We start from the raw sequence: 22,566 nt of genomic DNA, 5'->3' as shown, positions 1-22,566 counted from the left end.
ACTTCTTTCTGCAAGGTGGAACATTATCTTTTAAACTTACGAAATAAAATAGCAAAAGCAGCACCGATTAGTGCGAAAATAGTATGTAAAAGTGCTATATAGCTAGCTCCAATCAACAGTGTACCGATTTCTGCAAAAGAGTAGTAGGTGACATAGAGTGGGTTATTGATATTGTCAATAATAGCCCATACAAAAACAGGTACAGAGCTGATGGCAAAAACAATCCAAATATTTTTGTAAAAGAAATAAGTAAGACAGCCGAAAATTGCGTACGATACAACAAAGCTTGTTTGATTGCCAAGTAAGGAAGAGTTAATGGCAAACATAAAGGATAGTACGATAAAAACAAGATGGAAAAATGATACTGTTTTTTTCATAAGTAAAGGATTGCCTAGTGCTTGCTTTGAAGTAGCGAGCTGCCGACAATGCTCACAATTAGCTAAATGGTGTTCGACAAATTGAATAGTAGTTGCTTGAATCGCTTGTTTTTTATACAAAGGTAATAAATCCTCTACAATTGAACATTCCTGTGACAAAAGCTTCCCTCCAATCGCTCCTTTCTATTATACGACTTTTTGGAGGAAATAAAAAAAGCCTTCCGCGAGTTCATTCGTTCGGAAAACTTGTACATGCACCTATTTAATTTGATGTTAACACTTCATTTGTCAAAGCTTGAATATCAATATGTGTTTTTTCTTTCACAGCATCCTTCAGGATCTCAGTACGGAAATAGTGAACCGTAGCTTCGAGTGGAATAGCTAAAAGCTTGGAAAGAGCGGATTGATACATATACACAAATTCTTTATCTGTGTTTCCGCGTTTTAGCTCCGCAAAGGCTTCATAAAATTGGTCAAGCTTATCAGCAAACTCGAGGAGGCGACCTTCTATAGTGCTGTCTTTACCTTCTTTCATGCGCTCAATAAAGACAGCTTGAAACTCTTGCGGAATCTCATCAATAATGAATTTTTCCATCATTTTTTCTTCCACATGTGCAAGCATTTTTTTTAGCTCTGGGCTTGCGTGCTTTACCGGAGTTTTAATATCGCCGATAAATACTTCAGCAAAGTCGTGATTGATGGTTTTTTCATATAATGATTTCCAATTGATCGTAGCTCCATTCATTTCCTCAAGTGTGGCAAAAAACATTGCATACTGTGATACCTTCCAAGAGTGAGCAGCCACATTGTGCTCTTCGAATTTGAAACGTCCAGGGCATCGAATAATACGCTCTAAATCATTAAGACTTGTAAAAAATTGATGAATACCTATAAAAATCACTCCTTTTTGTTCTATATGTGCATGTTACTATAATATGTTTCGAAGAGTCTAGGGATACAAATTTACAATTATCTAGGTGTATCACCAAGCATATTTGCTATTATTGTCAGGAACAAACTGTCACATAACATCATTGCCTACGGTGTCTCCAATTATGATAGGCTATTCTTTTCGGTATTGCTTTAAATGTGTTGATTAATCATGTTTTTTACTTCTTTAATATATTGTAAAGGGTATATTAAATTTTCCCCAATAAGAAAGTTTATAAACACAGGGGGAGGAATTTTTATTAAGTCATTTGAAAAACTGATCAAGATTCTCAAATTTATTGTAGAAAAAAGCCACTCGTTTGAGCGGCTTAGATAATTATTTTAAATTAATTAAACCTGTTTCAGTACCAAAAATACCAGTTTGTACTTGAAGTTGTAAATCAGTTGCTTCTGCTACTTCTGGAGCAAGGTCAAACACAACCTTCCCTTTGATCTCCATGTCTGGATTTACTTCTTGTAAGAAGAAGCTGTTTTGAATGTTTCCATCATTACCTTGGTTTGCAGACATACTTGCAACACTATCAGATTCGTATGTTTTTTCACCTCGTTGTAATTTAAAGAAGCTTGCATCAATAGTTACAGCTTTATTTCCATTGTTTTTGTAAGTAACATCTAGCACAACGTATTTTCCACTTGCTTTTTTCGGTAATACAGAAGGTCCTACTTGATCCGCTAATTCTACGCCATTAAGTGTAAAGACTGCATCTCCAACTTCTAGTGCTGTACCGATTCCGACAACTTTATCTTTATCGTCTTTTTTTCCAACCTCAGTAGAAGCTGGTTGTTTTCCATTCCCTTTATCCTTAGTTGAATTATCACCACCGCCAAGTGCAGCGATAATTACTCCAAGAATGATTAAGGCTATTAATCCGCCGCATCCAAATTTGAAAAATTTCTTCATAGTAACTCTCCTTTAATATGTAATAATTTGTTCATACGAAACTATACCAAATTTACTATAATGTGTCAGTAGTAAAATTATAATGGAAAATAAGAACAGTTAACTGTAATTAGTCTGCTGCTAAGCAAGGATCTAATTATGATTCAATTTGCGTTTACAAAGGATTCACAATTGGCGATAAAGCGCACTTGTGTTGAATGCTATAATGAGGGGGAATGAATCAATTATGTGTCCGCATAATTGCGTCCGGAATCGGCTTTGTGCTAGCACAAGGAAATCCTTTTCGATTCCGTGAAAAGGGGAGTACGCAACATGATTTCAATTTATACAATTCTTCTTTACATACATATTTTAAGTGCTGTTCTTTCGATTGGGCCTTTGTTCGTTGTTCTTACAATTGTTAAGAAAATGCGTACAGCGTCTCATGTTGAAATGTCACCTTATATTGAGGCATTTAAAGGAGCAATTACGATCGTCAAGCATTCAGGGCATGTTCTTGTTGTATCCGGGATTTTATTAATGTGGCATGCAGGCTATCATTGGAGTACCTCGTGGATTGTTCTTACATTCCTCGTGATGTTTGCCTCCATTGTTTTTTTAGCAAGAGCGTTCAAACCGACATTACAGACATTCAATACACCTGCCTATGACCAACAAAAATTTGCTTCATTACTACATCGCAAAGCATGGATGTACATTTTGTTATTGCTAATTATGTTATGGCTAATGGTAGCAAAACCTGTGCTTTGGTAAAGAATAAAAATCGCACCATAAGTTTTTTTAATGTTGCTGCCTCTACGTTTCACTGCGCTTTCGCGCAAAAAAAATCTGTTGGCTGAAGTTTCGTTTTGCAGAAGTGCCATCCTTTATTTCATTGACCCAAATTATTTTTCAACAATATGAAAAATTCGCACCCTGAGAGGAGTGCGAATTTTTTTCATCAATTGCTAAGCAAGCGTTTGAAATAGCTTTTGCGAATAAATATATAACTACCGAAGAACAGGGCAAAGTAGCATAAAGAGCTTACCATAGAGACTTGTAAAAATGCTGTTGAAACCATTGCTCGCATGGCAAAAAGGGTAGCGAATAACATCGTAATGGCTATCGCGAATGGTACAAATATAAGGATTGCTAGCTCTTTAGACACCACAGTGAATAACTCTTTTTTAGATAGACCAAGTTTCCGTATGCCTACATACTTTTCTTTTTCCTGCAGAAGTGTCGTTTGTAAATAAAAGTAGAGTATGCTCATAGCTGCACTTAAGAAAATCAAACTCAACATAGAGCCGATAAAGAACATAACACTTTTTGTAAACATCTCCGCGTCATACAATTCAATTTTTGACGTTACATAACGTTCCTCAAATATATGTGGGAAATCCTCAATAATTTTTTTCGCCAGCTCTGTATGTGCTGTCCAATTGTCTAGCTCAAATAAATAGGTTTTGTAGACAGGATATTCGATGCTGTTATAAACTTCATCAGGCACAATAAAATACGTTTGTTGGAAACCTGTTGATAATAGATTTTTTTCATTTACAGATACAAGCTTAAATTGCTTTAGATATTTGTCATCACTCCTATTAGTAATAGGATATGTTTGACGATTACCAGTAACTGCTATAAATTCATTTGCACCTAAGCTAATCTTTTCATTGTGTAATAAGTTATAATCGGAAACTGACATATAACCGAGTCGTTGGTTTTCAATCGATTTAAACTCAATAAAAAATTTTTGTGAATCCACTGTAGATAATTGTTTTTCAATACTTTCAATATCCGCTGCTACCTTACTTGGATCAGCCTTAGGAGGGGCGATATACTGAAAACTGTATGGATAATTCGCCTCACTATCTTTTTCAACATTATAGTAAGAACTAAATAAAATGCTTGTACATAAAAATACACCGCTTAATAAAATAGTGATTAAAAATAGTATATTTGCATGTGATTTCATTTTTGCATTGAGATTGGAAGCCAGTAACATATTCGTTTGTTTCATATAGGCTGACGATCTCTCAAAAGCTTTTAGCAGGAAGCGCATTCCTTGTGAGATGATTAGATAAATTGTAGAAAGAGCACTCACGAAAAATGCTCCATAGAAAAGAAGACCGAGACTACCTACGATGTCATGTTCTATTTTTAAAAAATAGCCTAAACCAACGGAAAACATAATGCTCATGAATAATAAAAGATAATGTGATTTTATCGGCTTTTCGATGATAGTATCACTTTTTAATAACTGAATTGATGCTTCTTTATTAATAAATCTTGTCATTATTTTTGAGATAACAACAAATAATACAAGGAATAAACCAATAGTTAAAACGATTGCTTTAATCGGAATATACATACCGAAAGTTTCTGCTTTTAAAACAACCTTGGTGCCCATTAAGAAGAGCGGTGCAATGACAAGCCCAAAAACAATTGCAGTAATAATTGCCATTACACCAATAAGAATATTTTCTCGAAATACTAGTGTACGAATTTGTTTCATGGATGCACCAGTAATCATAAAGATGCCTAGTGTTTTTGTTTTCTTCTTTAAAAAGGCCATGATGGAATAGGCGATATAAATAAATGAAAACAAATAAACGAGTAAACTCGCTAACATTAATGCAAGGCCAAGTGTTGAGTCTGGATCTAAACCAGCAAGACTTGGGTGAAAAGCAATGACTGTAAATAAAAAGAAAATAATGATCGAGAACATACTGCTAAGGAAATACGAAATATAGGTCCATTTATCACGTAAAATGTTTTGTACAACGATATGATTAAAGCTCATGCTGTCCACCACCTAAAAAAGCAAGTGTGTCCATGATTTCCTGGTAAAATTGTTTACGATTATTACCGCGATGAATTTCGTTATATAATTTACCATCTTTAATGAATATAATACGATTGGCGAAGCTTGCTACATAAGGATCATGTGTCACCATTAAAATAGAAGTTTTTAGTTCAGTATGAATCGAACTAAATAAGTGCATGACATCGTTTACTGCTTTTGAATCGAGATTCCCTGTAGGTTCATCTGCCAACAATAAACTTGGCTCATGAATAACCGCACGAGCAATAGCTACACGTTGTTTTTGCCCACCAGAAATTTCATAAATTCGTTTTGGCAGAAGCTCTTCAATTCCAAGAAATTGAGATACATGTAGAAGTCGTTGCTGCATTTTATCGGCAGGTAAACTATCTAAAGTTAACGGTAATAAAATATTTTCTTTCACCGTTAGCGTGTGGACAAGATTAAAATCTTGAAAGACAAAACCTAATTCCGAACGACGGAACTTTGCAAGTTCCTCATCATCTAAAGAATATGGATTTCTATTATTTATAAGAATTTCGCCAGCAGTAGGGCGATCGATTGTTGATACGCTATTTAAAAAAGTAGTTTTCCCACTTCCTGAAGGCCCCATAACGGCTACGAATTCATTCTCACTAAGCTGAAAATCTATGCCATTCAACGCCTTGTATGTGATTTCCCCGATATATTCTTTCTGCAAATTGGTCACTTGTAGGATTGAGCTTCCCATTTTTGAACAACTCCCTTACTTCGATTGAATAGCTTAAGTATAAAGAAGGAGCAGTATTTTACCTATTTGGTTAAATGACGTCAATATGACAAAGTTGTCATATTAGGCTTATCATCATGATTTTTTCACGCTATTTGAAAAGTCTATCGAAAAGGTAGTGATGTGCTCATAGGATTGTAAAGAAAAAGGGTGCTCTAATACAGTCAAAATCTTTTTCACTAAATACAAGCCTATACCTGTTGCTTCACCGCTTGTTCTACCTTTCATGCCTGTATAAAATAAATCAAAGACACGTGATATTTCACTATCCGGAATTGATTCTCCACAGTTTTTAATTCGTAAAGTAGCTTCGTCATAAATAATTTGAATAGAGCTTTCAGCCTCAGCATATTTAATGGCGTTATTGATAATTTGATAAAGCACAATCTTTAACCATTTACGATCTGAATAAATAATTGTATGTTCATCAATCGTCACTTTTGGAAAAATTTCTTTGGCGATGAAATAATCTTTTAAATCATTAACAACTTCCTTCGTAAGCTCCTTTAATGAAAGTGCTTCTATTTTTAAATCAGCCACTAGATTGGACGTGCGTTCATAAGTTAGTAGCTGATTCAAGGTAAACGTCAGCTTATCACATTCCTGATTAATTGTTTGCAAGTGCTCTGATTGGTTAGTTGCATTAGATTGGATCATCAGTTGAATAACCGACAATGGCGTTTTCATTTGATGGGCAAAATGTGAAAGTACAAGCTGCTTTTCTTTCCCTTGCTCCTCTAAATATTGCTGCTGTGTTAAGTATAGATATTGCATTTGTCGTAGTTTTTGGCTATAGGCCTGCTCCACCATAGCCTGTGGTTCATACAGATGGAGGTCATCGCCTGTTAATGTGCTCTTCTGTAAATGAGTATAGAGCTTTCTTCTTCGAAAATAACGTCCAATCAGCCAAACGATAAATAGGAAGCTCACGAGAAAGATAAAGTAAAGATAGTGCGAAGCTAAATCGTCCAGGGAATGAATAATCCAGGGTAATAATAGAAAGCTTACACAATAAAGAATAATTACACTTACATGATCTCGAAAGAAGAGCTTCATTCTTCTGCCTCCACTAATTGATAACCAAGTCCGCGAATTGTTTTAATTTCTAGTCTAGATTGGATCGCCTCGAACTTTTTGCGTAGTCGGCCAATATTAACAGATAAAGTGTTTTCCTCAACGAAGGCTTCATCATCCCAAATGGCACTTAACAATTTTTGACGAGGAACAACATTAGGATAAGCTTCAAATAGTAATGTGCTAAGCTGCATCTCTTTTAATGTTAGTAGGCTCTCATGCTTTTCGGTGTAAAGACGAACTGTATTAGCATTTAATGTTGTATTTGCAATGGAGATCGAATTAGAATCGGAGGAAGCATATTCTCCGTATGTACGGCGAATAAGACCATTCACCTTTGCCATAAGAACATCTAGCGAGAAGGGCTTCGTAATAAAATCATCCGCACCATTTTCAATCCCATATACTTGATCGATATCATTAACACGAGCAGATACAATAATAATAGGGCAGTTGGATAGCTGGCGGATTTTGCGCGACCAAAAGTACCCATCATAGGTTGGTAGGTTAATGTCCATAATAACAAGATGGGGTTGAATTGCTTGAAATTCTTCTACTATTTGATTAAATTGTTGAACGGTATAGCATTCAAATTGATATTTTGATAAATGCTCCTCAATGATTTTTGAAATATTGATATCGTCCTCTATTATGTAAATTTTGTACATAGTATCAACCTTTCTTTTTTTTGCTCATCACCGAAAGTTGGGAATAACATTTGTTTAAAACGTATGTCATGTAAATAAGTTGATTGGAGTGGAGACTGGGCGGCTCATCGGACGCCCCTAGGAAGCTTTGCTCTGCGCGAAAGCGAAGCGACAAGCAACGAAGCGCCCAGTCGGAACGGAAATCAACCCCACGTTATGCTGAGTAGCCTTCCTATTTATATATTTTTAATGTACCCTGATTTTAAAAAATTCATTAATATTCTCCATTGAATAAAGTAATTGTAACTTGAAATTATAAAAAAGAGCCACCACAAACCCAATTGGGAATGTGATGACCTCTTTCGTTTATTTTTTTGGAATGTGGAAGGTGATAGTTGTTCCTTCATTTAACGTGCTATTAATTTGTAACCTCTGTCCGTAAATCCTTTTAAGACGTAAATCTGTATTACGTAGCCCTACACCAGAGTTTGGCGAATAGCTACCCGATTGTAGATCATCTAATAGACTTGAATCAATCCCGACCCCATTATCTATAACACTTACTGCAACATGATTCGGATAATCTTTTATACGAATACAAACTGTACCGCCTTCTTCTTGTTTTAATACACCATGACAAATTGCATTTTCCACTAAAGTTTGTAAGGAGATAGGGGGGATATCAATATTGATATTGTCATCAATATCCCATTCGATATTTAGTAAGTCCCCAAAACGCTGCTGACTAATATAGAGATATGACCGTACTAGGTCTAACTCATCCTTAAGTGACACTACTCGCTGTAAATTTCGCGCATCGAAGCTGGCGTGTAGATATTCACCAAAATGATGCATTAAGTCAATCATTCGGTCTGTATCGATCGTACTAAGTGATGCAATTGAGTTTAATGTATTAAATAAAAAATGAGGCTGTATTTGGGCCTGAAGCCAAGCTGTTTCTAGATGTAGTCGTTGATTGATGCTATATTTTAAATCGATTAAGGCTCTACTCCTTACCTTTAACTCTAAAGAATTAATGGGCTTTGTCACATAGTCATTTGCACCATGTGCGAAACCAGTATAAACATCTGCGGGATAATTTCGAGCCGTTAATATTAAGACAGGTAATTCAAGCAAGGAGTAATGCTCTCGAATAATTTCAGTTAATGCATAGCCTGATATATAAGGTAACATCGCATCAATAATGACTAGATCCCATTCTTCTCGCTGCAGCAATTCTAATGCCTTCTCACTGCTAGTAACTGTAGTAACAGCATATTCTGGAGTTGCAAATAAGCTACGCATAATTGTTAAGTTAACAGGATCATCATCGATCATTAAAATGTTGAATTGCTTTTCCGTTATAGATGATGAATTTTTTTCTTCAACAAGAAGATGCGTGTCCTCTTCCTCGATATAGGATTGCTCCTCATTAACGTTTTCATCTGCTAATGGTAAGGTGAAAAAGACATCCGATCCTTTGTTAGGAATAGAGTGTATTTGTAAAGTTCCTCCATGTAATTCGATTAGCCTCTTTGAAATTAATAATCCAAGGCCGATTCCATCATTATTATCATTTCCTTGTTCGTAAGGAGAAAATAGACGACTTTGGATAGCATCATCCATTCCTAACCCAGTATCACGAATATGGATAACAGCCATATTATTTTCGATTTGGGCGCTGATTTTTATAGATCCTGCACTCGTATATTTAATGGCATTGTGTAGGAGATTAAAAAGAATTTGAATCAATCGATTTTCATCTGCCACCACATTAGGGAATGACCTAGGGATTGTTGAACTCATTTGAATCTGTTTACCGATTGTTATAAAACGTAACAAATCAAAAACGCCATAAACTGTACCTTGAATGCTGACGTTGTGTTTATGGAGATACAAATTACCTTCTTTTAAACGAGTAAAGTCTAATATGTCATTTAATGAAAATGACATGCTTCTCCCGATATCAATAAGATGTTTTAGGTTTTGTTTATCATCAGCCATAAGCTTATTGTTTGGATTATCGTAAATGGATTGCCCTAACGTAATCATTTTATTCATAGGATCCCATAGCTTTTGTGAGCTACTAGATAAAAATTCATCCTTCAAAGCATCGTCTTTTTGTAATTTAGCAATCAATTGATGAATCTGCTCTTTATTTTCAAAAAACCGTTTAAACCAATAGCCTGAGAAACCGAGCATCATAAACAAATAATCGAATGGATACATCGGTATATCAAAAGAATAGTTGGATTTGATATACGCCCATATGATGCCGTTTAATGTTCCGAGAGCCGCCAATGCAATAAAAGCAGTGCTTTGTGTTTGATTTTCAAGATACTCTCTTAAAGCGAGTACTACTACAGATAAAAATGAAATGACATACAGTATAAAGTAAAGAGAGTTTATTGTGTTTAACCAATTAATCGGTAAGACGATAGTGAAAAATGCTGAAAGGGCGTAGAAAGCAAAGAGCCACTGAAAGCTTTTAGCATGACGATATTTGACTAGTAAAACACGCATAAATTGAACAAAGAAAAAAGAAGATCCTAGAAAAATAATTGAAGATAACTTAAAAGACCATACATAATCAAGATGTAACCAGTTGAGTATAGATGGATCATGTGAAATTAACTCATCTGCTAAAGGTAAAAGAAAGCCTATTGTGAACAGTAAAACAACTGGTTTTGGATAAATAAACAAGAACACAAGGCTACTAAAAAGTGCAAACAACAAGAGCGTTATTGAAATTGTAGCAAAAGATAAATTATTAATAATTTGTTGGTGCGCCATAGCTGAGGCGGAGGTAAACCAGATTTTCTTATTAATAGTAGGGCTTATTGCAGTATCGAAATTAGATGCATGTAAAATTATGTCAAGTTCAGGTTGTTCATTTGTAAAGTAATGCGTATAAGTAGCGACTTGACCGTGATGACTATGTGAATCAGTAGCTACTTTTCCTGACTGTTCAACTAACTTCCCGTTAAGATACAATGCTGAGGCAGTTGACACTGCTGGAATCCGAATGGCATAACGATTATCTTTGGGAGCATTGTCATTGAGTAAGATTTTTAAACGATATGTACCGTATCGTTCTGCGGTTGCCTCAGGTTCTTGCATAGGAATCACGCGGGTAGCTTGTTCAAATGATTGGAGAGACTTGTTATGATCAATATTTAATGGATCTATTAATAATCCGGGATAGTAGACCCATTCCCCATCTAAGTAAAGAACTTCTTTATCGGATAGCTGATGATCCCGTAGATCAAATACACCTTCCCGGGCAATCGGTTGTTCACTGGAAGGGGAAAAATAGGCAAGCCATAGTATACGAAGTGTAGTAAGAACTATAAAAATTAAAATGATGAAAAGCGAATGTCGTATTGTCGCTTTTTTTAACAGTGACATAAGAACCTCCGGAATTTACTGAATGTATTAAAAGGCCTATATTCACCATGCCATGAAATTTAGAAAATGGGAATAAGAAATTTATAAAAAAAGTTACTTTCAGACTAATCAGAAAGAGTTGGTTTTCGCTTCGGGCTACTAGCTCTCTGGCGAGAGTAGCGTGAGATCTTAGCTCCTGCCTATTGTATGTGTCAATTATATTTTTTTGTGAATTAGTTTTCGTTAAGGGGTGTGAGTATAATTTCAAGGGGAGAAATAATCTGGTGTAGGTAAATTCAAGTTAAAGCCTCCAAGATTATGCAAAAGGCATATTGATAATACCTGTTTACCAATAAGCTTAGGCATCGAGGGTATTTTTCTCGATGCCTAGAATTATTCAACAGATATAGCGTTAAACAACTCAGTTGTTTCTAGCTTTGGTAAAATACCGAGATCCGTCATCAATATACTTTTAAAGGTGTTGTAAACCTTTACTGCACCTGCTCGATGATCAACTTCTATATAGTGCCTCATTAGCTGTTGGATAATTTTATCGGAATAGGGGGTATGTTCTACTGTTAATAGTAATATATGTTCTCGTTTTTCCACATCATCTATTGCTGTATAGTGCTCTACTAAATCATGAAGTAAAAGAGTAAATTTGTTGTTCATAAAACTTGCTTTACTAGTAATCCAGGGATAATCTAATGAGGTCATAAACTCACCTTGGTAATTTTGCACGAGCGCCTCAGCTCTCTCTACATCAATCTTGCCAGTCTCCGTTTTACCACTTAAAATATGCTCCAAGTCATGGGCATCACATTGAAAATCCTCTAATTGCAAAATATAGCAGCCGTTAGCATACTGTATGACTTCTGAATAACCCAATGTTGAAAGCGTGGTGCGTAGATAGGAAACTGTTGTATGTAACTGCACTCGTGCCTTTTTACATTCCGTGTCTGCCCATAAAGCTTCGATGATTGTATCGCGAGGCACATGACTATTAAGATTGGAAAGAAGAAAGGCAAATAATTCTTTTGTTTTAAGCGTTCTCCAATGGACCGCTTTGTCATTATGTAAAACAACGAATCCTCCAAAGCATTGGATCGTAAGTGCGGGTTTATTTCGTACTTCTATAGGATTCGGTTTATTTTCTAGGAGAAGGAGTTCTTGGATTCTATTAATAGTTGTCTCTAAACGAGCTTTTGAAATAGGCTTTAATAAATAGTCAAGGGAGTGAATTTCAAATGCTTGTACTGCATAGTCTCGATACGCAGTGACAAATACGATATAAATATTTTTGTCCCATTCTTTTAAAAGCTGTGCAATCTCTAAACCGTTCAAGCCAGGCATTTCAATATCTAAAAATGCCACTTGGAAATCCAAGGTTGGCCCAACTGCAAGCAAATCTTTTACAGTAGTAAAAGATCTAACGACCTCTATTGAATTAAATTCCTTTAACTTTTTCTCCATGTTTATAAGCGCTAATGGCTCATCATCCATTACTATCGCTCGAATCAAAAAGGCCACCAACTTTCTAATTTTTATTAACCTGATATCAATTATACCTTAGTGAAGTAGGTTAAATTAAAATATCAATGACTGACCCTTTATACGGATGTATGGTCGCTTGCTGCTGCAATATTAAGATTGACTGCATTTTACATAACACCCATTTGCACAGTATGTTGTAGCTTCATCAGTTGAGAAGTCATTACTGTATTAATTTCCAACCTACACTCCTCCTTTACCGTATTATCGGATAAAAACACTTATTTTCCAATATATAAAGATTGCAAATAGAGTTCTAATATTGCCTCCATAAAATTGATTGTTTACCAAAAATATATTCGTTCTTGTATATTTTTCCGAATTTTTAGCAATAATTCGTAATATCAGGTCTGTTGTCCTGAATGATTGCTTGTATTCTCTAGCATTAAGAGCCTGAATCTAGTGTGCTAGCAGAAGACTGCGAAATAATAAAATGTGGAGGTTACAAAATATGAAAAAACAAGCTTTAGCTTTAGCAGTAACATTAACCTTGGGATTAAGTTTATTTGCCAGTCCGTCATCTGCAAAGGACAAACTTTCTTTTATGCCATTCGATGCATTGTGGGGAATCTCGAAAATTTACAATTTATCTTTAGAAGATTATGAGCCAATGTTCGGCTCAGACGCAAGATGGTTTTATCCAGAGCAAAATTTAAATATAGCCGAAAAGAAAAATGATAATTCGCCGAAAGACCAACATTTTGTTGAGGCTGGAGATACTTTATTTACAATTGCACGTGTGAATGATGTGTCAGTGGAAGAATTGCAAGAATGGAATAACCTTGCATCTTCTGATCTAATTTATGTAGGTGAATCATTGGCTATCAAAGCTTCGGCAGCAAAACCTAAAACGTCCGAAAGCAGACCTACAACGGTAGCAACGACATCAAGTAAAAAGCAAGCGACAACTTCAAGTAATAATACAGCTGCGACAGCTAGTACAAAATCAGTGAGTGCTCCGACAACTACGGGCAAAACGTTCACAATGCGAGCAACAGCCTATACAGCGTATTGCGAAGGATGTTCGGGAATTACAGCGAATGGAACAGATATAAGATCGAATCCAAACTTAAAGGTAATTGCTGTAGATCCACGAGTAATCCCGCTTGGAACAAGGGTTTGGGTTGAAGGTTATGGTGAAGCAATTGCAGCAGATACTGGTGGAGCGATAAAAGGTAATAAAATTGATGTATTTATTCCTACCGAGGGACAAGCTCGTCAGTGGGGCGTCAAAAATGTAATTGTAAAAATTTTAAATTAATGTAATTGTGAGGGTGTCTCCTTAAATTGGAGATATCCTTTTTATATTGTTTAAAGTTTACAAAATTTACTCCTTAATCAATGATTCGCAAAATTCCTATTGCAGTTGCATAAGTGAAAGGATTGTTGGAAACCATCAAAAAGAGGAGGGATTTTTATGAAAAAAATGAGCTTAATAATAATTTCTTTATTAGTATTTGTCGGTGGTTGTAGTTTATTTGAAAAGAAGGAGCAAAAAGTGGCAGTAAACGCAAATTCAGGGCTAACTGCAACCGCGAAAGTAATTGGTAAAAATAATGAAAGCTATGGCAATGCATATTTTGAGGAAGAGGATAATGGGGTTAAGATGACACTCGCACTATCAGGGGTGCCAGCAGGAAAACATGGCATTCATATTCATTCCGTTGGGAAGTGTGAACCACCGACATTTGAATCAGCAGGTCCTCATTTTAATCCAACGAGTAAAGAGCATGGGAAGGATAACCCTAAAGGTTATCATTTAGGAGATCTTCCAAATTTAGAAGTTGGAGAAGATGGTAAAGTAGATCTAAACTTTTTAGCTGAAGGGCTAACATTAGAAAAAAATGCTGCCAACTCATTGTTACGTGAGGGGGGCACTACATTAATCATTCATGAATCAGAGGATGATTATAAAACGGATCCTTCGGGTAATTCTGGTGCTAGAATTGCTTGTGGCATTATTCAATAAGGACAATGGAACGACTGTATCTAAAGAAAATCACTTTAGATACAGTTTTTTTGTTTTAAGGGTAAAAATCGACAACAAATGAAAGTCCGAAATCATCACTTTTAGTTCATTACTTTCATCACCATAGCGTGAGGTTGATTTCCGTTCCGGCTGGGCACTTTGTTGCTGAAGAAGAAAGTAAAGATTACTTCGATAATGAGTATGCATTTTTTATACATACAGAAATTAAAATTATTTTCTTGAAAAAGAATTTAACGGTTTAATATAGATAAATTCGGTTTGAAGAAGTTATTAATTTAATGCAGGAATATTAGGGATTTGAGGGAAATAGTATAATTATAAAAGACTGAATTTACAATAAATTAATTGACATTAATATACTAAATTTGATAATTTTAAATAGATTCTTATTTTTAACCAAGGGGGAAGGTTACTATGAAGAAAAAACAATTCAAGCTATTAATGCTATTAAGTGCCTTTGCGCTATTGATTTTAGCTGCATGTGGGTCTGATAGCGGAGCAGGTTCAAAGGGCTCGGATAAGGGTGATTCGACAGCATCTGCTAAGCCGGATTTTTTGAACTTATTAACAGGTGGAACACAAGGGACTTACTATGCACTAGGTGGGACATTTGCTGATTTAATTTCTAAAGAAACAGACATTAAAACGACGGCTGAAGTATCTCAAGCATCTGCTGCCAACATGACAGCTTTGCAAGATGGTAAAGGTGAAATTGCCTTCGTGCAATCAGATATTGCTTTTTACGCAACTGAGGGAACAATGATGTTTGATGGTAAAAAAATTGATACAATTGCTGCTCTAGGTGCACTTTATCCAGAAACAGTCCAATTAGTAACGACTGAAGCATCGGGCATTAAATCATACGCTGATTTAAAAGGGAAAAAGGTTTCTGTAGGTGCACCAGGTTCTGGAACTTACGCAAATGCTGAACAATTACTTGAAATTCATGGTTTAAAAATGGATGATATCAAAGTGCAAAACCTTGATTTTGGTGAGTCTACTGACGGTCTTCAATCTGGCCAAATCGACGCAGCATTTATTACTGCTGGTACGCCAACAGGTGCTGTTGAGGCATTAAATGCAACAACTAAAGTAAATATCATCGGTATGGATGCTGGTAAAGCGGATGAGTTAATCGCTAAATACCCTTACTATGCAAAAGATACAGTAAAAGCTGGTACGTATGGTATCGCGAAAGATACTGAGACAGTTTCAGTGCTTGCAATGCTAGCGGTGAAAAAAGATCTTCCAGAAGATGTTGTTTATTCAATGACGAAAGCTATTTATGATAACACAAATAAAATTTCGCACGCTAAAGGGGAATTTATCAAAGCTGAGACAGGTTTACAGGGAATCAGTATTGATGTTCACCCGGGTGCTCAAAAATACTTTGATGAAAAGAAATAACAGAACGCTCGAAGGTTAAATGTAGGTTTTATCAGGCAAATGTAACGTTATTTTCTTAAATACAAAGAGGCTCGGATTGCGTAAAGCTTCGAGTCTCTTTTCTTCCTTAAGTAGTGATAAAACGCGAATAGCTTTTAACCTATTTCAGCAGGTGTCTTTTGTACCGAAAGCGTAGCGACAGGTACAAAAGACACCTGCTAGAAATATAGGAACTCAGTCTAAAAACGCCACGTCCTGTGTCAACGACTGAGTGACCAACATCATGTTGTCGCTGACGCTTCGCTTTCGCACAGGCAAAACCCTTTGTTGACGCTTCGTTAGCACTGCGCTTTCGCACAGAAAACATTTGTTGGTCTAAAGCCTCCGGCGGATGTCACGGAATTGGAAAGGAGTTCTTTGTGCTTGCACAAATCCGATTCCGGACGCAATTATGCCGAGGCATAATCGTGTGGGGGAAAAGATGTGGTGCAAAAGAGAACATTAATTATTGTTTTAGCTTTTTTATGTATTTGCTTCAGTATAGTCATTTTTCTTCCTCTTCAAAAGGTATTCGCATTTACGGAAACGCGTTTAAATGACCCGATTGTGCATTATATACCACTTACAACTGAGGATAGATTTGATATTAGATACACTCACTCTATCCATAAAACGGATGTACTCGAACATTATAAATGCGTAGATGGAACTAGTATTCAAATGTTAGGGATGGAGTATGAGAGTTTAGCGATTGGCATGCCAAGCTATGCAGAGGAAAATCAAACATTAACAGAGCGAAATGGGAAATATTTTTTGCAGTTTGACTATGAAGTTATTGAAAATTTTACGATTTATATAGGCGATTTAGATTTAGATCTTGTATTAGATTACGAGGATTATGATTACGATTTAAAAAAGGATTTACAAAGGGGAAAATCCTACTTATTTGAGGTGAAGCGTTTATCGCTTTATGAACAATGGAAAGGAGTAAGGATGAAATGACGACACAGCATAAATCAAACGACGAAGTAAAAAAAGAAGAATTTGAACAAATATCAGCAGAAGAGCAACAAGCAATACTTGAGAAGTATGATATTGAATCCAATGTACGAACGATTTCGGGCATGATGAAGCATGTCATTTTCTTTGGATTACTAGCATTTTCATTGTTTCAACTTTACACAGCAATTTTTGGCCAATTTCCAGCGCAAATTCAGCGTACGATACATTTAGGTTTTGGTTTAACCTTAATTTTCTTATTATTCCCAGCTCGGAAAAAAGCGGCAAAGAATAAAATTGCATGGTTCGATTATATTTTAGCGGTATTATCCATTGTAGTAGGTTCGTATTGGACAATGAATTATTCAGAGCTTGTGAATAGTAATGGTACCATTACTCAAACAGATTTTATTGTAGGTCTCGTGGCGGTTGTATTAGTACTTGAGGCGGCTCGCCGTGCAGTAGGGTTACCGATTACCATCATTGCTGTAGGTTTCTTAATTTATGCATATTTCGGGCCGTATTTCCCAGCTTTTATGGCACATAGAGGGCAAGATTTTGAGAGTATTGTTAATCTCATGTATTTTACGACAGATGGGATTTTTGGAACACCGATTAGTGTTTCTGCTACATTTATTTTTGTGTTCTTACTTTTTGGAGCGTTCCTTGTCAAAACGGGTGTTGGTCAATACTTTAATGATTTAGCGGTATCTCTTGCAGGAAAATTAATTGGTGGCCCTGCAAAAGTGGCGGTATTTTCTAGTGCGCTTCAAGGTACGATTTCGGGAAGCTCTGTAGCGAATGTTGTAACATCTGGATCCTATACGATTCCAATGATGAAAAAACTTGGCTACCGTAAAGAGTTCGCAGGTGCGGTTGAAGCAGCGGCATCTACTGGTGGGCAGTTAATGCCTCCGATTATGGGTGCGGCAGCGTTTTTAATGGTTGAGTTTATCGGCCGCGGAATTACGTATTGGGATATTGCGAAAGCGGCGGCGATCCCTGCATTACTTTATTTTACAGGTATTTGGATTATGACTCACTTCGAAGCGAAGCGTGTAGGTTTAAGAGGCCTACGTGATGATCAAATGCCAAATCGTCGAGAAGTATTTAAGAAAATTTATCTTCTATTACCGATCGTCGCAATTATCGTTTTAATGTTAACTGGTACGCCGGTAATGCATGCAGCGCTTTACGGTATTATTATTTCTATTGGTGTCGCGATGTTTAATAAGGAAACACGTTTAAAACCAAAAGATATTATTGAGGCATTAGTTGAAGGTGCGCGTACAGCACTTGGTGTCGTAGCGGCAACAGCTTGCGCGGGTATTATCGTAGGTGTTGTTGTGAAAACGGGGCTAGGCTTAAGCTTAGCGAATAGTTTAGTAGAACTAGCGGGTGGTAGTATTATTTTAACGCTAATTTTTGTCATGATCGCTTCCCTAATTCTTGGGATGGGGGCTCCTACAACAGCAAACTATGTCATTACATCAACGATTGCTGCTCCGGCAATCGTGGCGTTATTATCACCGAATACACCGCAGGAATTAGTACCAATCGTCGTTTTATTATCGGCACACTTCTTTGTATTCTACTTTGGGATTATCGCTGATATAACACCGCCTGTTGCACTTGCTGCTTTTGCGGCTTCGGGAATCTCTGGGGGAGATCCAATTAAAACAGGTGTAAACTCAGCGAAGCTAGCTATTGCAGCGTTTATTATTCCATATATGATTGTATTCTCACCAGCGTTGTTAATGATAGATACAACTATACCTCAAATTATATGGGTAGTATTCACGGCTATCACAGGAATGGTAGCTATAGGTGCGGGAGTAATCGGTTACTGGTATCGCAAAATGCTTTGGTTTGAACGTATTATTGCGATTGCAGCTGGTTTGCTTCTGATCTATCCAGAAAAGTTTTCAGATTGGGCAGGTTTAGCCATCTTTATTGCAATGTTTGTTATCCAATACGTAACACAGCATAAAGGTAACGATGACGACGATCGAAATAGTACGAGTGTTACAGCTTAAGTAAAAAGTAAAGGGCTTCGGCCTGGATGAAAAAATAAGAGAATTTCATTATTTTGTAAATATTACCAAAAGAGATGTATCGGATTTTGATACATCTCTTTTTTTCTTGAAATTCAATCTAAAAAGTAGATTGTTTTTATATTTTTTATGCATAATGAGCATCGTTTATTGCTTTTTCTGCAAAGGTCATTGTATAATTCTTTTATCAGAAAATTCAGTTAAATAAATTGAGGAGGTGTAAAAATGGACAAAATTTTTAACTCGAAATTTGAAACGTATTTAATGGATCAGGAATTGGAGCTAAATATCGAAGAGGAAAAAAATGAGGAGCAACTAACAATGGTACATTATGAAGAATATCCAGAAGGATTTTTTACAAGTTTATAATATTTATTTGAGGGACTGTGCTAAAGGTAGAAATTACTTTTAACACAGTCCTTTGTTTTTTTACATAAAAGTTGGGAGTAGTATTTGTAGGAATGTATGCTATGAATTTAGGTGGATCTTCATTCCGGCTGGGCGACTTCTCGGGGATTAGCGTTAGAGGAGTGATAACGCCTTTGTGACCAACCTTCGTTGGTTTAGATGAATACTTTGAAGATTTATCGGAACAAAATCTCGCTTTATCGGAATGTTTTCTCATTTTATCGGAATAATTTCCGTTCTGACTGGGCGACGACTCGACGCGCCCAGTCAGAACGAAAATCAACCACAATCTATAGTTATTGTCCTCTTTTTTTTATGAATTCGTTTCATGTATAATGGGAAACAAAAATGCGTATAGAGGTGTGGTTATGTCAAATGCAGTGTTAGAGGAAACAATTTACCAATGGTTTGAACATTTTCATAAATACCCAGAGGTCAGTTGGAAGGAATTCGAGACGACAAAAAAAATCGCGTCGATTTTAGATGAGTTAAGCGTATCCTATCGGTTGTTAGGAGATGTTCCGGGGCTAGTTGCTGAAATTGGTACAGGTGATGAAATTGTTGCTGTACGTGCAGATATAGACGCATTATGGCAGGAAGTGGATGGGAAATGGCAAGCAAATCACTCATGTGGTCATGATGCCAATATAACGATGGTACTTGGGGCTTTATTACTGCTGAAAGATCGACCATTGCAACATCGTGTTCGTTTTATTTTCCAGCCTGCTGAAGAACTTGGGAATGGAGCTTGTGCTGCCTTTGAGCGAGGAGCGGTTGATCGTGTATCGCATTTATTTGGTGTTCATTTAAGACCAATTGAAGAACTACCACTTGGTAAGGTATCGCCTGCGATTCATCATGGGGCAGCCTATTTTTTAGAAGGAACTATTCGAGGTACAGATGCCCATGGTGCTAGACCTCACCAAGGGAAAAATGCAATCGATGTGATTATGGCCATACAACAAATGCTCAATAGCATACATTTATCACCTTTCGAGCCTCATTCTGCAAAGCTAACGAAGATTGTTGCGGATGGTGGTAGTACGAATATTATTCCAGGCACTGCGAGCTTCTCGATGGATATTCGAGCGCAACATAATAATCAACTAGAGTTACTTCGTAGTCGTATTGAATTTGGCTTAAAATCGATCCAACAGCAGTTTGAGATTGGTATAGACTGGAAATGGATAGACTTTACACCTGGTGCTGAGGTTTCTTCAGTTGCCGCACGTATGGCTAAAGACGCAATTATTGAAACACTTGGGGAAGAGCATCTAGCAGTGGAAATCACAACACCTGGAAGTGATGATTTTCATTTTTACACAGTTAAAAAACCTGAATTAAAAGCAACGATGATAGGTATTGGAGCCAACTTAACGCCTGGATTGCATCATCCAAAAATGACTTTTGAAAGAAGTGCATTAATGGACGCTGCGAAAGTACTTGCTTGTGTGTTAGAAAAAAAACCTGAATACGAATAATGATTATGAGAGCGAGCTCTGTCAAAATTCTTTTGATAGAGTTCCTTTTTATTTTCTTTTTTATCGAAATATATGAATATTCCGCATTGCTCCAAATAGCTATTTGAAAGCGTTTTATTGCGCTAAAACAGTAGAAATCGCTCGAGAAGCATAAAATTTTTGCGTTGACTTTTAATTTTTTGAATATTATGCTAAAAAACGTAAAAAATTATTTGCGTCTTTGACAAACTAGCTTGGCAACTGGTGCAAAAAAAGGGGATGGATTCATGAAAAAAGATATTAATGCTGGTTGGGCACTTCTGCCTTTTGTAATAATGATTATAGCTATGTTAATTACAGTAGTTGTGTTAGAGCAAAGTCCTCACGTACCACTTATTATCGGAACAACTGTAGCAGCAGTAGTTGCCAAAATGCATGGATTTAAATGGATGGAAATTGAGGAAATGATGTATAAGGGGATACGTCTAGCTTTACCTGCAATTGTTATTATTATTTTAGTAGGTTTGACAATCGGCGCATGGATTGGCGGCGGTGTCGTAGCGACAATGATTTATTTTGGTTTAAAATTAATTTCTCCAGCTTGGTTTTTAGTAACAATCATGCTGTTATGTTCAATTGTTTCATTGGCGATTGGTAGCTCATGGTCAACGATGGCTACAATCGGTGTTGCTGGAATGGGTATTGGTTTAAGTATGGGAATCCCTGCAGCAATGATTGCCGGAGCGGTTATTTCAGGTTCATACTTTGGTGATAAGATGTCACCATTATCGGATACTACTAACCTCGCAGCAGGTTTAACAGGTACCGACTTATTTGATCATATTAAGCACATGCTTTATACGACTATTCCAGCTTTAGTCATTGCAATCGTTGTATTTGGAATTATGGGAAGAAGCTTCGCGGATATTTCAATGCAATCAGAAAGCATTTTAACAACATTAAAAGTAATGGAGGAAAGCTTTGTTATTTCTCCTTGGTTATTGCTTGTACCAGTTGGTGTAATTGTATTGGTAGCGAAAAAAGTGCCTGCGATTCCAGCTTTAGTTGTCGGAATTATCTCAGGATTCTTACTACAAATCTTCGTACAAGGCGGTACACCTACAATGGCTGTACATGCTTTACAAGAAGGATTTGTTATTTCAACTGGCAATGAAATGGTGGACAACCTATTTAACCGTGGTGGCTTAGATTCAATGATGAATACGGTTTCAATGACGATTGTGGCTATGACATTCGGTGGAGTCTTAGAATATTCCGGCATGTTAAAAGCACTTATGGATGTCATTGTGAAATTTGCTAAATCTACAGGAAGCTTAGTTGCTTCAACGATTGCTGCATGTATTACAACAAATGCTACATGTTCTGAGCAGTATATTTCAATTGTTGTACCATCACGTATGTTTGCGAATGTGTATCGAGAGCGTGGCTTACATTCGAAAAACCTATCTCGCGCGTTAGAAGATGGGGGAACACTAACTTCTGTATTCTTCCCATGGAATACTTGTGGAGTCTTTATTTTGGCGACGTTGGGTGTAGGGGCAATGGAATACGCACCATATGCAATTATTAACTTCCTAGTACCTATTATTTCAATTTTTTATGCATATATCGGATTTGCGATTGTTAAGCTAACACCTGAAGAAATGGAAGCGGCAGAGAAGCGCAAAAAAGAGGAAGAACTAAATGATACTAATATGGTCATGGCTGACTAAATCCAAGTGTTAAAGGTCACTTTTCTCTGATGATAAGCTCTCGCGGACGAAGAAATTTCTGCGAGAGCTTGTC

18 protein-coding genes are annotated in these 22,566 nt (G+C 36.5%); 9 read left to right on the top strand and 9 right to left on the bottom strand.

What is annotated here, in order from left to right:
* Window positions 1–23: 23 nt before the first annotated feature.
* The 3 genes from ACVYAD_RS18775 to ACVYAD_RS18765 all read right to left on the bottom strand — a co-directional run bounded on the left by ACVYAD_RS18775 (window position 24) and on the right by ACVYAD_RS18765 (window position 2,229).
* Window positions 24–536, bottom strand: coding sequence for a zf-HC2 domain-containing protein (locus ACVYAD_RS18775; RefSeq protein WP_476427454.1), 513 nt, complete (start codon window positions 534–536; stop codon window positions 24–26).
* 103 nt (window positions 537–639) lie between these two features.
* Window positions 640–1,278 (bottom strand): YfbR-like 5'-deoxynucleotidase, encoded by a 639-nt coding sequence (locus ACVYAD_RS18770; RefSeq protein WP_197144881.1) that lies wholly within the window; start codon window positions 1,276–1,278, stop codon window positions 640–642.
* 366 nt (window positions 1,279–1,644) lie between these two features.
* A complete protein-coding gene (locus ACVYAD_RS18765; RefSeq protein WP_476427453.1) occupies window positions 1,645–2,229 on the bottom strand; it encodes a DUF4352 domain-containing protein in 585 nt (194 codons plus the stop codon).
* 312 nt (window positions 2,230–2,541) lie between these two features.
* On the opposite strand from ACVYAD_RS18765, the gene ACVYAD_RS18760 reads away from it, so the two are divergent.
* Complete coding sequence (locus ACVYAD_RS18760) at window positions 2,542–2,982, top strand: DUF2269 family protein (protein ID WP_349661822.1); 441 nt, start codon at window positions 2,542–2,544, stop codon at window positions 2,980–2,982.
* Window positions 2,983–3,169: 187 nt separating this feature from the next.
* Here the strand turns inward: ACVYAD_RS18760 and ACVYAD_RS18755 are convergent, their stop codons facing one another.
* The 6 genes from ACVYAD_RS18755 to ACVYAD_RS18730 all read right to left on the bottom strand — a co-directional run bounded on the left by ACVYAD_RS18755 (window position 3,170) and on the right by ACVYAD_RS18730 (window position 12,433).
* Window positions 3,170–5,014 (bottom strand): FtsX-like permease family protein, encoded by a 1,845-nt coding sequence (locus ACVYAD_RS18755; protein ID WP_476427452.1) that lies wholly within the window; start codon window positions 5,012–5,014, stop codon window positions 3,170–3,172.
* The gene (locus ACVYAD_RS18750) at window positions 5,004–5,765 is read right to left on the bottom strand and encodes an ABC transporter ATP-binding protein (protein WP_476427451.1); all 762 of its coding nucleotides are present in this window, start codon (window positions 5,763–5,765) and stop codon (window positions 5,004–5,006) included. Before ACVYAD_RS18750 ends, ACVYAD_RS18755 begins: the two co-directional genes overlap by 11 nt.
* 114 nt (window positions 5,766–5,879) lie before the next feature.
* Window positions 5,880–6,860, bottom strand: a complete 981-nt coding sequence (locus tag ACVYAD_RS18745) for a sensor histidine kinase (protein WP_476427450.1) — start codon at window positions 6,858–6,860, stop codon at window positions 5,880–5,882.
* Complete coding sequence (locus ACVYAD_RS18740; protein WP_476427449.1) at window positions 6,857–7,546, bottom strand: response regulator; 690 nt, start codon at window positions 7,544–7,546, stop codon at window positions 6,857–6,859. Before ACVYAD_RS18740 ends, ACVYAD_RS18745 begins: the two co-directional genes overlap by 4 nt.
* Before the next feature lie 345 nt (window positions 7,547–7,891).
* Entirely contained in the window at window positions 7,892–10,933 is a 3,042-nt protein-coding gene (locus ACVYAD_RS18735) for a hybrid sensor histidine kinase/response regulator (protein WP_476427448.1), read from the bottom strand.
* 372 nt (window positions 10,934–11,305) lie between these two features.
* Window positions 11,306–12,433 (bottom strand): response regulator, encoded by a 1,128-nt coding sequence (locus ACVYAD_RS18730; protein ID WP_476427447.1) that lies wholly within the window; start codon window positions 12,431–12,433, stop codon window positions 11,306–11,308.
* A 481-nt stretch (window positions 12,434–12,914) separates the two neighbouring features.
* Between ACVYAD_RS18730 and ACVYAD_RS18725 the strand changes: the two genes are divergently transcribed.
* The 8 genes from ACVYAD_RS18725 to nhaC all read left to right on the top strand — a co-directional run bounded on the left by ACVYAD_RS18725 (window position 12,915) and on the right by nhaC (window position 22,493).
* Window positions 12,915–13,724 carry a 3D domain-containing protein gene (locus tag ACVYAD_RS18725; RefSeq protein ID WP_476427446.1) on the top strand — a complete coding sequence of 270 codons (810 nt, stop codon included), beginning with the start codon at window positions 12,915–12,917 and terminating at the stop codon, window positions 13,722–13,724.
* Between the two features lie 156 nt (window positions 13,725–13,880).
* Window positions 13,881–14,432: a superoxide dismutase family protein gene (locus tag ACVYAD_RS18720; protein ID WP_349661815.1), complete on the top strand. Its 552-nt coding sequence runs from the start codon at window positions 13,881–13,883 to the stop codon at window positions 14,430–14,432.
* Between the two features lie 435 nt (window positions 14,433–14,867).
* Window positions 14,868–15,860 carry a TAXI family TRAP transporter solute-binding subunit gene (locus ACVYAD_RS18715; protein WP_476427445.1) on the top strand — a complete coding sequence of 331 codons (993 nt, stop codon included), beginning with the start codon at window positions 14,868–14,870 and terminating at the stop codon, window positions 15,858–15,860.
* A gap of 462 nt (window positions 15,861–16,322) precedes the next feature.
* Entirely contained in the window at window positions 16,323–16,841 is a 519-nt protein-coding gene (locus ACVYAD_RS18710) for a DUF1850 domain-containing protein (RefSeq protein WP_349661813.1), read from the top strand.
* A complete protein-coding gene (locus ACVYAD_RS18705) occupies window positions 16,838–18,874 on the top strand; it encodes a TRAP transporter permease (RefSeq protein ID WP_476427444.1) in 2,037 nt (678 codons plus the stop codon). Before ACVYAD_RS18710 ends, ACVYAD_RS18705 begins: the two co-directional genes overlap by 4 nt.
* 243 nt (window positions 18,875–19,117) lie before the next feature.
* Entirely contained in the window at window positions 19,118–19,261 is a 144-nt protein-coding gene (locus ACVYAD_RS18700) for a hypothetical protein (protein WP_349661810.1), read from the top strand.
* Window positions 19,262–19,668: 407 nt separating this feature from the next.
* On the top strand, window positions 19,669–20,781 hold the full coding sequence (locus ACVYAD_RS18695; protein ID WP_476427443.1) for an amidohydrolase: 1,113 nt from the start codon (window positions 19,669–19,671) through the stop codon (window positions 20,779–20,781).
* 266 nt (window positions 20,782–21,047) lie between these two features.
* Window positions 21,048–22,493 (top strand): Na+/H+ antiporter NhaC, encoded by a 1,446-nt coding sequence (nhaC, locus tag ACVYAD_RS18690; protein ID WP_349661808.1) that lies wholly within the window; start codon window positions 21,048–21,050, stop codon window positions 22,491–22,493.
* Window positions 22,494–22,566 lie beyond the last annotated feature (73 nt).

The organism is Lysinibacillus sp. G1-3 (assembly GCF_056322905.1).
The sequence above is the reverse complement of the archived record's forward strand: the minus strand, read 5'-3'. Positions and strand labels throughout refer to the sequence as shown.

What these genes read in the sequence shown, in the direction of transcription:
- ACVYAD_RS18745 (WP_476427450.1), bottom strand. Translation starts at nt 6,860, where the DNA reads ATGAAGCTCTTCTTTCGAGATCATGTAAGTGTAATTATTCTTTATTGT.
- ACVYAD_RS18700 (WP_349661810.1), top strand. Translation starts at nt 19,118, where the DNA reads ATGGACAAAATTTTTAACTCGAAATTTGAAACGTATTTAATGGATCAG.
- ACVYAD_RS18760 (WP_349661822.1), top strand. Translation starts at nt 2,542, where the DNA reads ATGATTTCAATTTATACAATTCTTCTTTACATACATATTTTAAGTGCT.
- ACVYAD_RS18765 (WP_476427453.1), bottom strand. Translation starts at nt 2,229, where the DNA reads ATGAAGAAATTTTTCAAATTTGGATGCGGCGGATTAATAGCCTTAATC.
- ACVYAD_RS18695 (WP_476427443.1), top strand. Translation starts at nt 19,669, where the DNA reads ATGTCAAATGCAGTGTTAGAGGAAACAATTTACCAATGGTTTGAACAT.
- ACVYAD_RS18750 (WP_476427451.1), bottom strand. Translation starts at nt 5,765, where the DNA reads ATGGGAAGCTCAATCCTACAAGTGACCAATTTGCAGAAAGAATATATC.
- ACVYAD_RS18705 (WP_476427444.1), top strand. Translation starts at nt 16,838, where the DNA reads ATGACGACACAGCATAAATCAAACGACGAAGTAAAAAAAGAAGAATTT.
- ACVYAD_RS18735 (WP_476427448.1), bottom strand. Translation starts at nt 10,933, where the DNA reads ATGTCACTGTTAAAAAAAGCGACAATACGACATTCGCTTTTCATCATT.
- ACVYAD_RS18740 (WP_476427449.1), bottom strand. Translation starts at nt 7,546, where the DNA reads ATGTACAAAATTTACATAATAGAGGACGATATCAATATTTCAAAAATC.
- ACVYAD_RS18720 (WP_349661815.1), top strand. Translation starts at nt 13,881, where the DNA reads ATGAAAAAAATGAGCTTAATAATAATTTCTTTATTAGTATTTGTCGGT.
- ACVYAD_RS18755 (WP_476427452.1), bottom strand. Translation starts at nt 5,014, where the DNA reads ATGAGCTTTAATCATATCGTTGTACAAAACATTTTACGTGATAAATGG.
- ACVYAD_RS18725 (WP_476427446.1), top strand. Translation starts at nt 12,915, where the DNA reads ATGAAAAAACAAGCTTTAGCTTTAGCAGTAACATTAACCTTGGGATTA.
- nhaC (WP_349661808.1), top strand. Translation starts at nt 21,048, where the DNA reads ATGAAAAAAGATATTAATGCTGGTTGGGCACTTCTGCCTTTTGTAATA.
- ACVYAD_RS18715 (WP_476427445.1), top strand. Translation starts at nt 14,868, where the DNA reads ATGAAGAAAAAACAATTCAAGCTATTAATGCTATTAAGTGCCTTTGCG.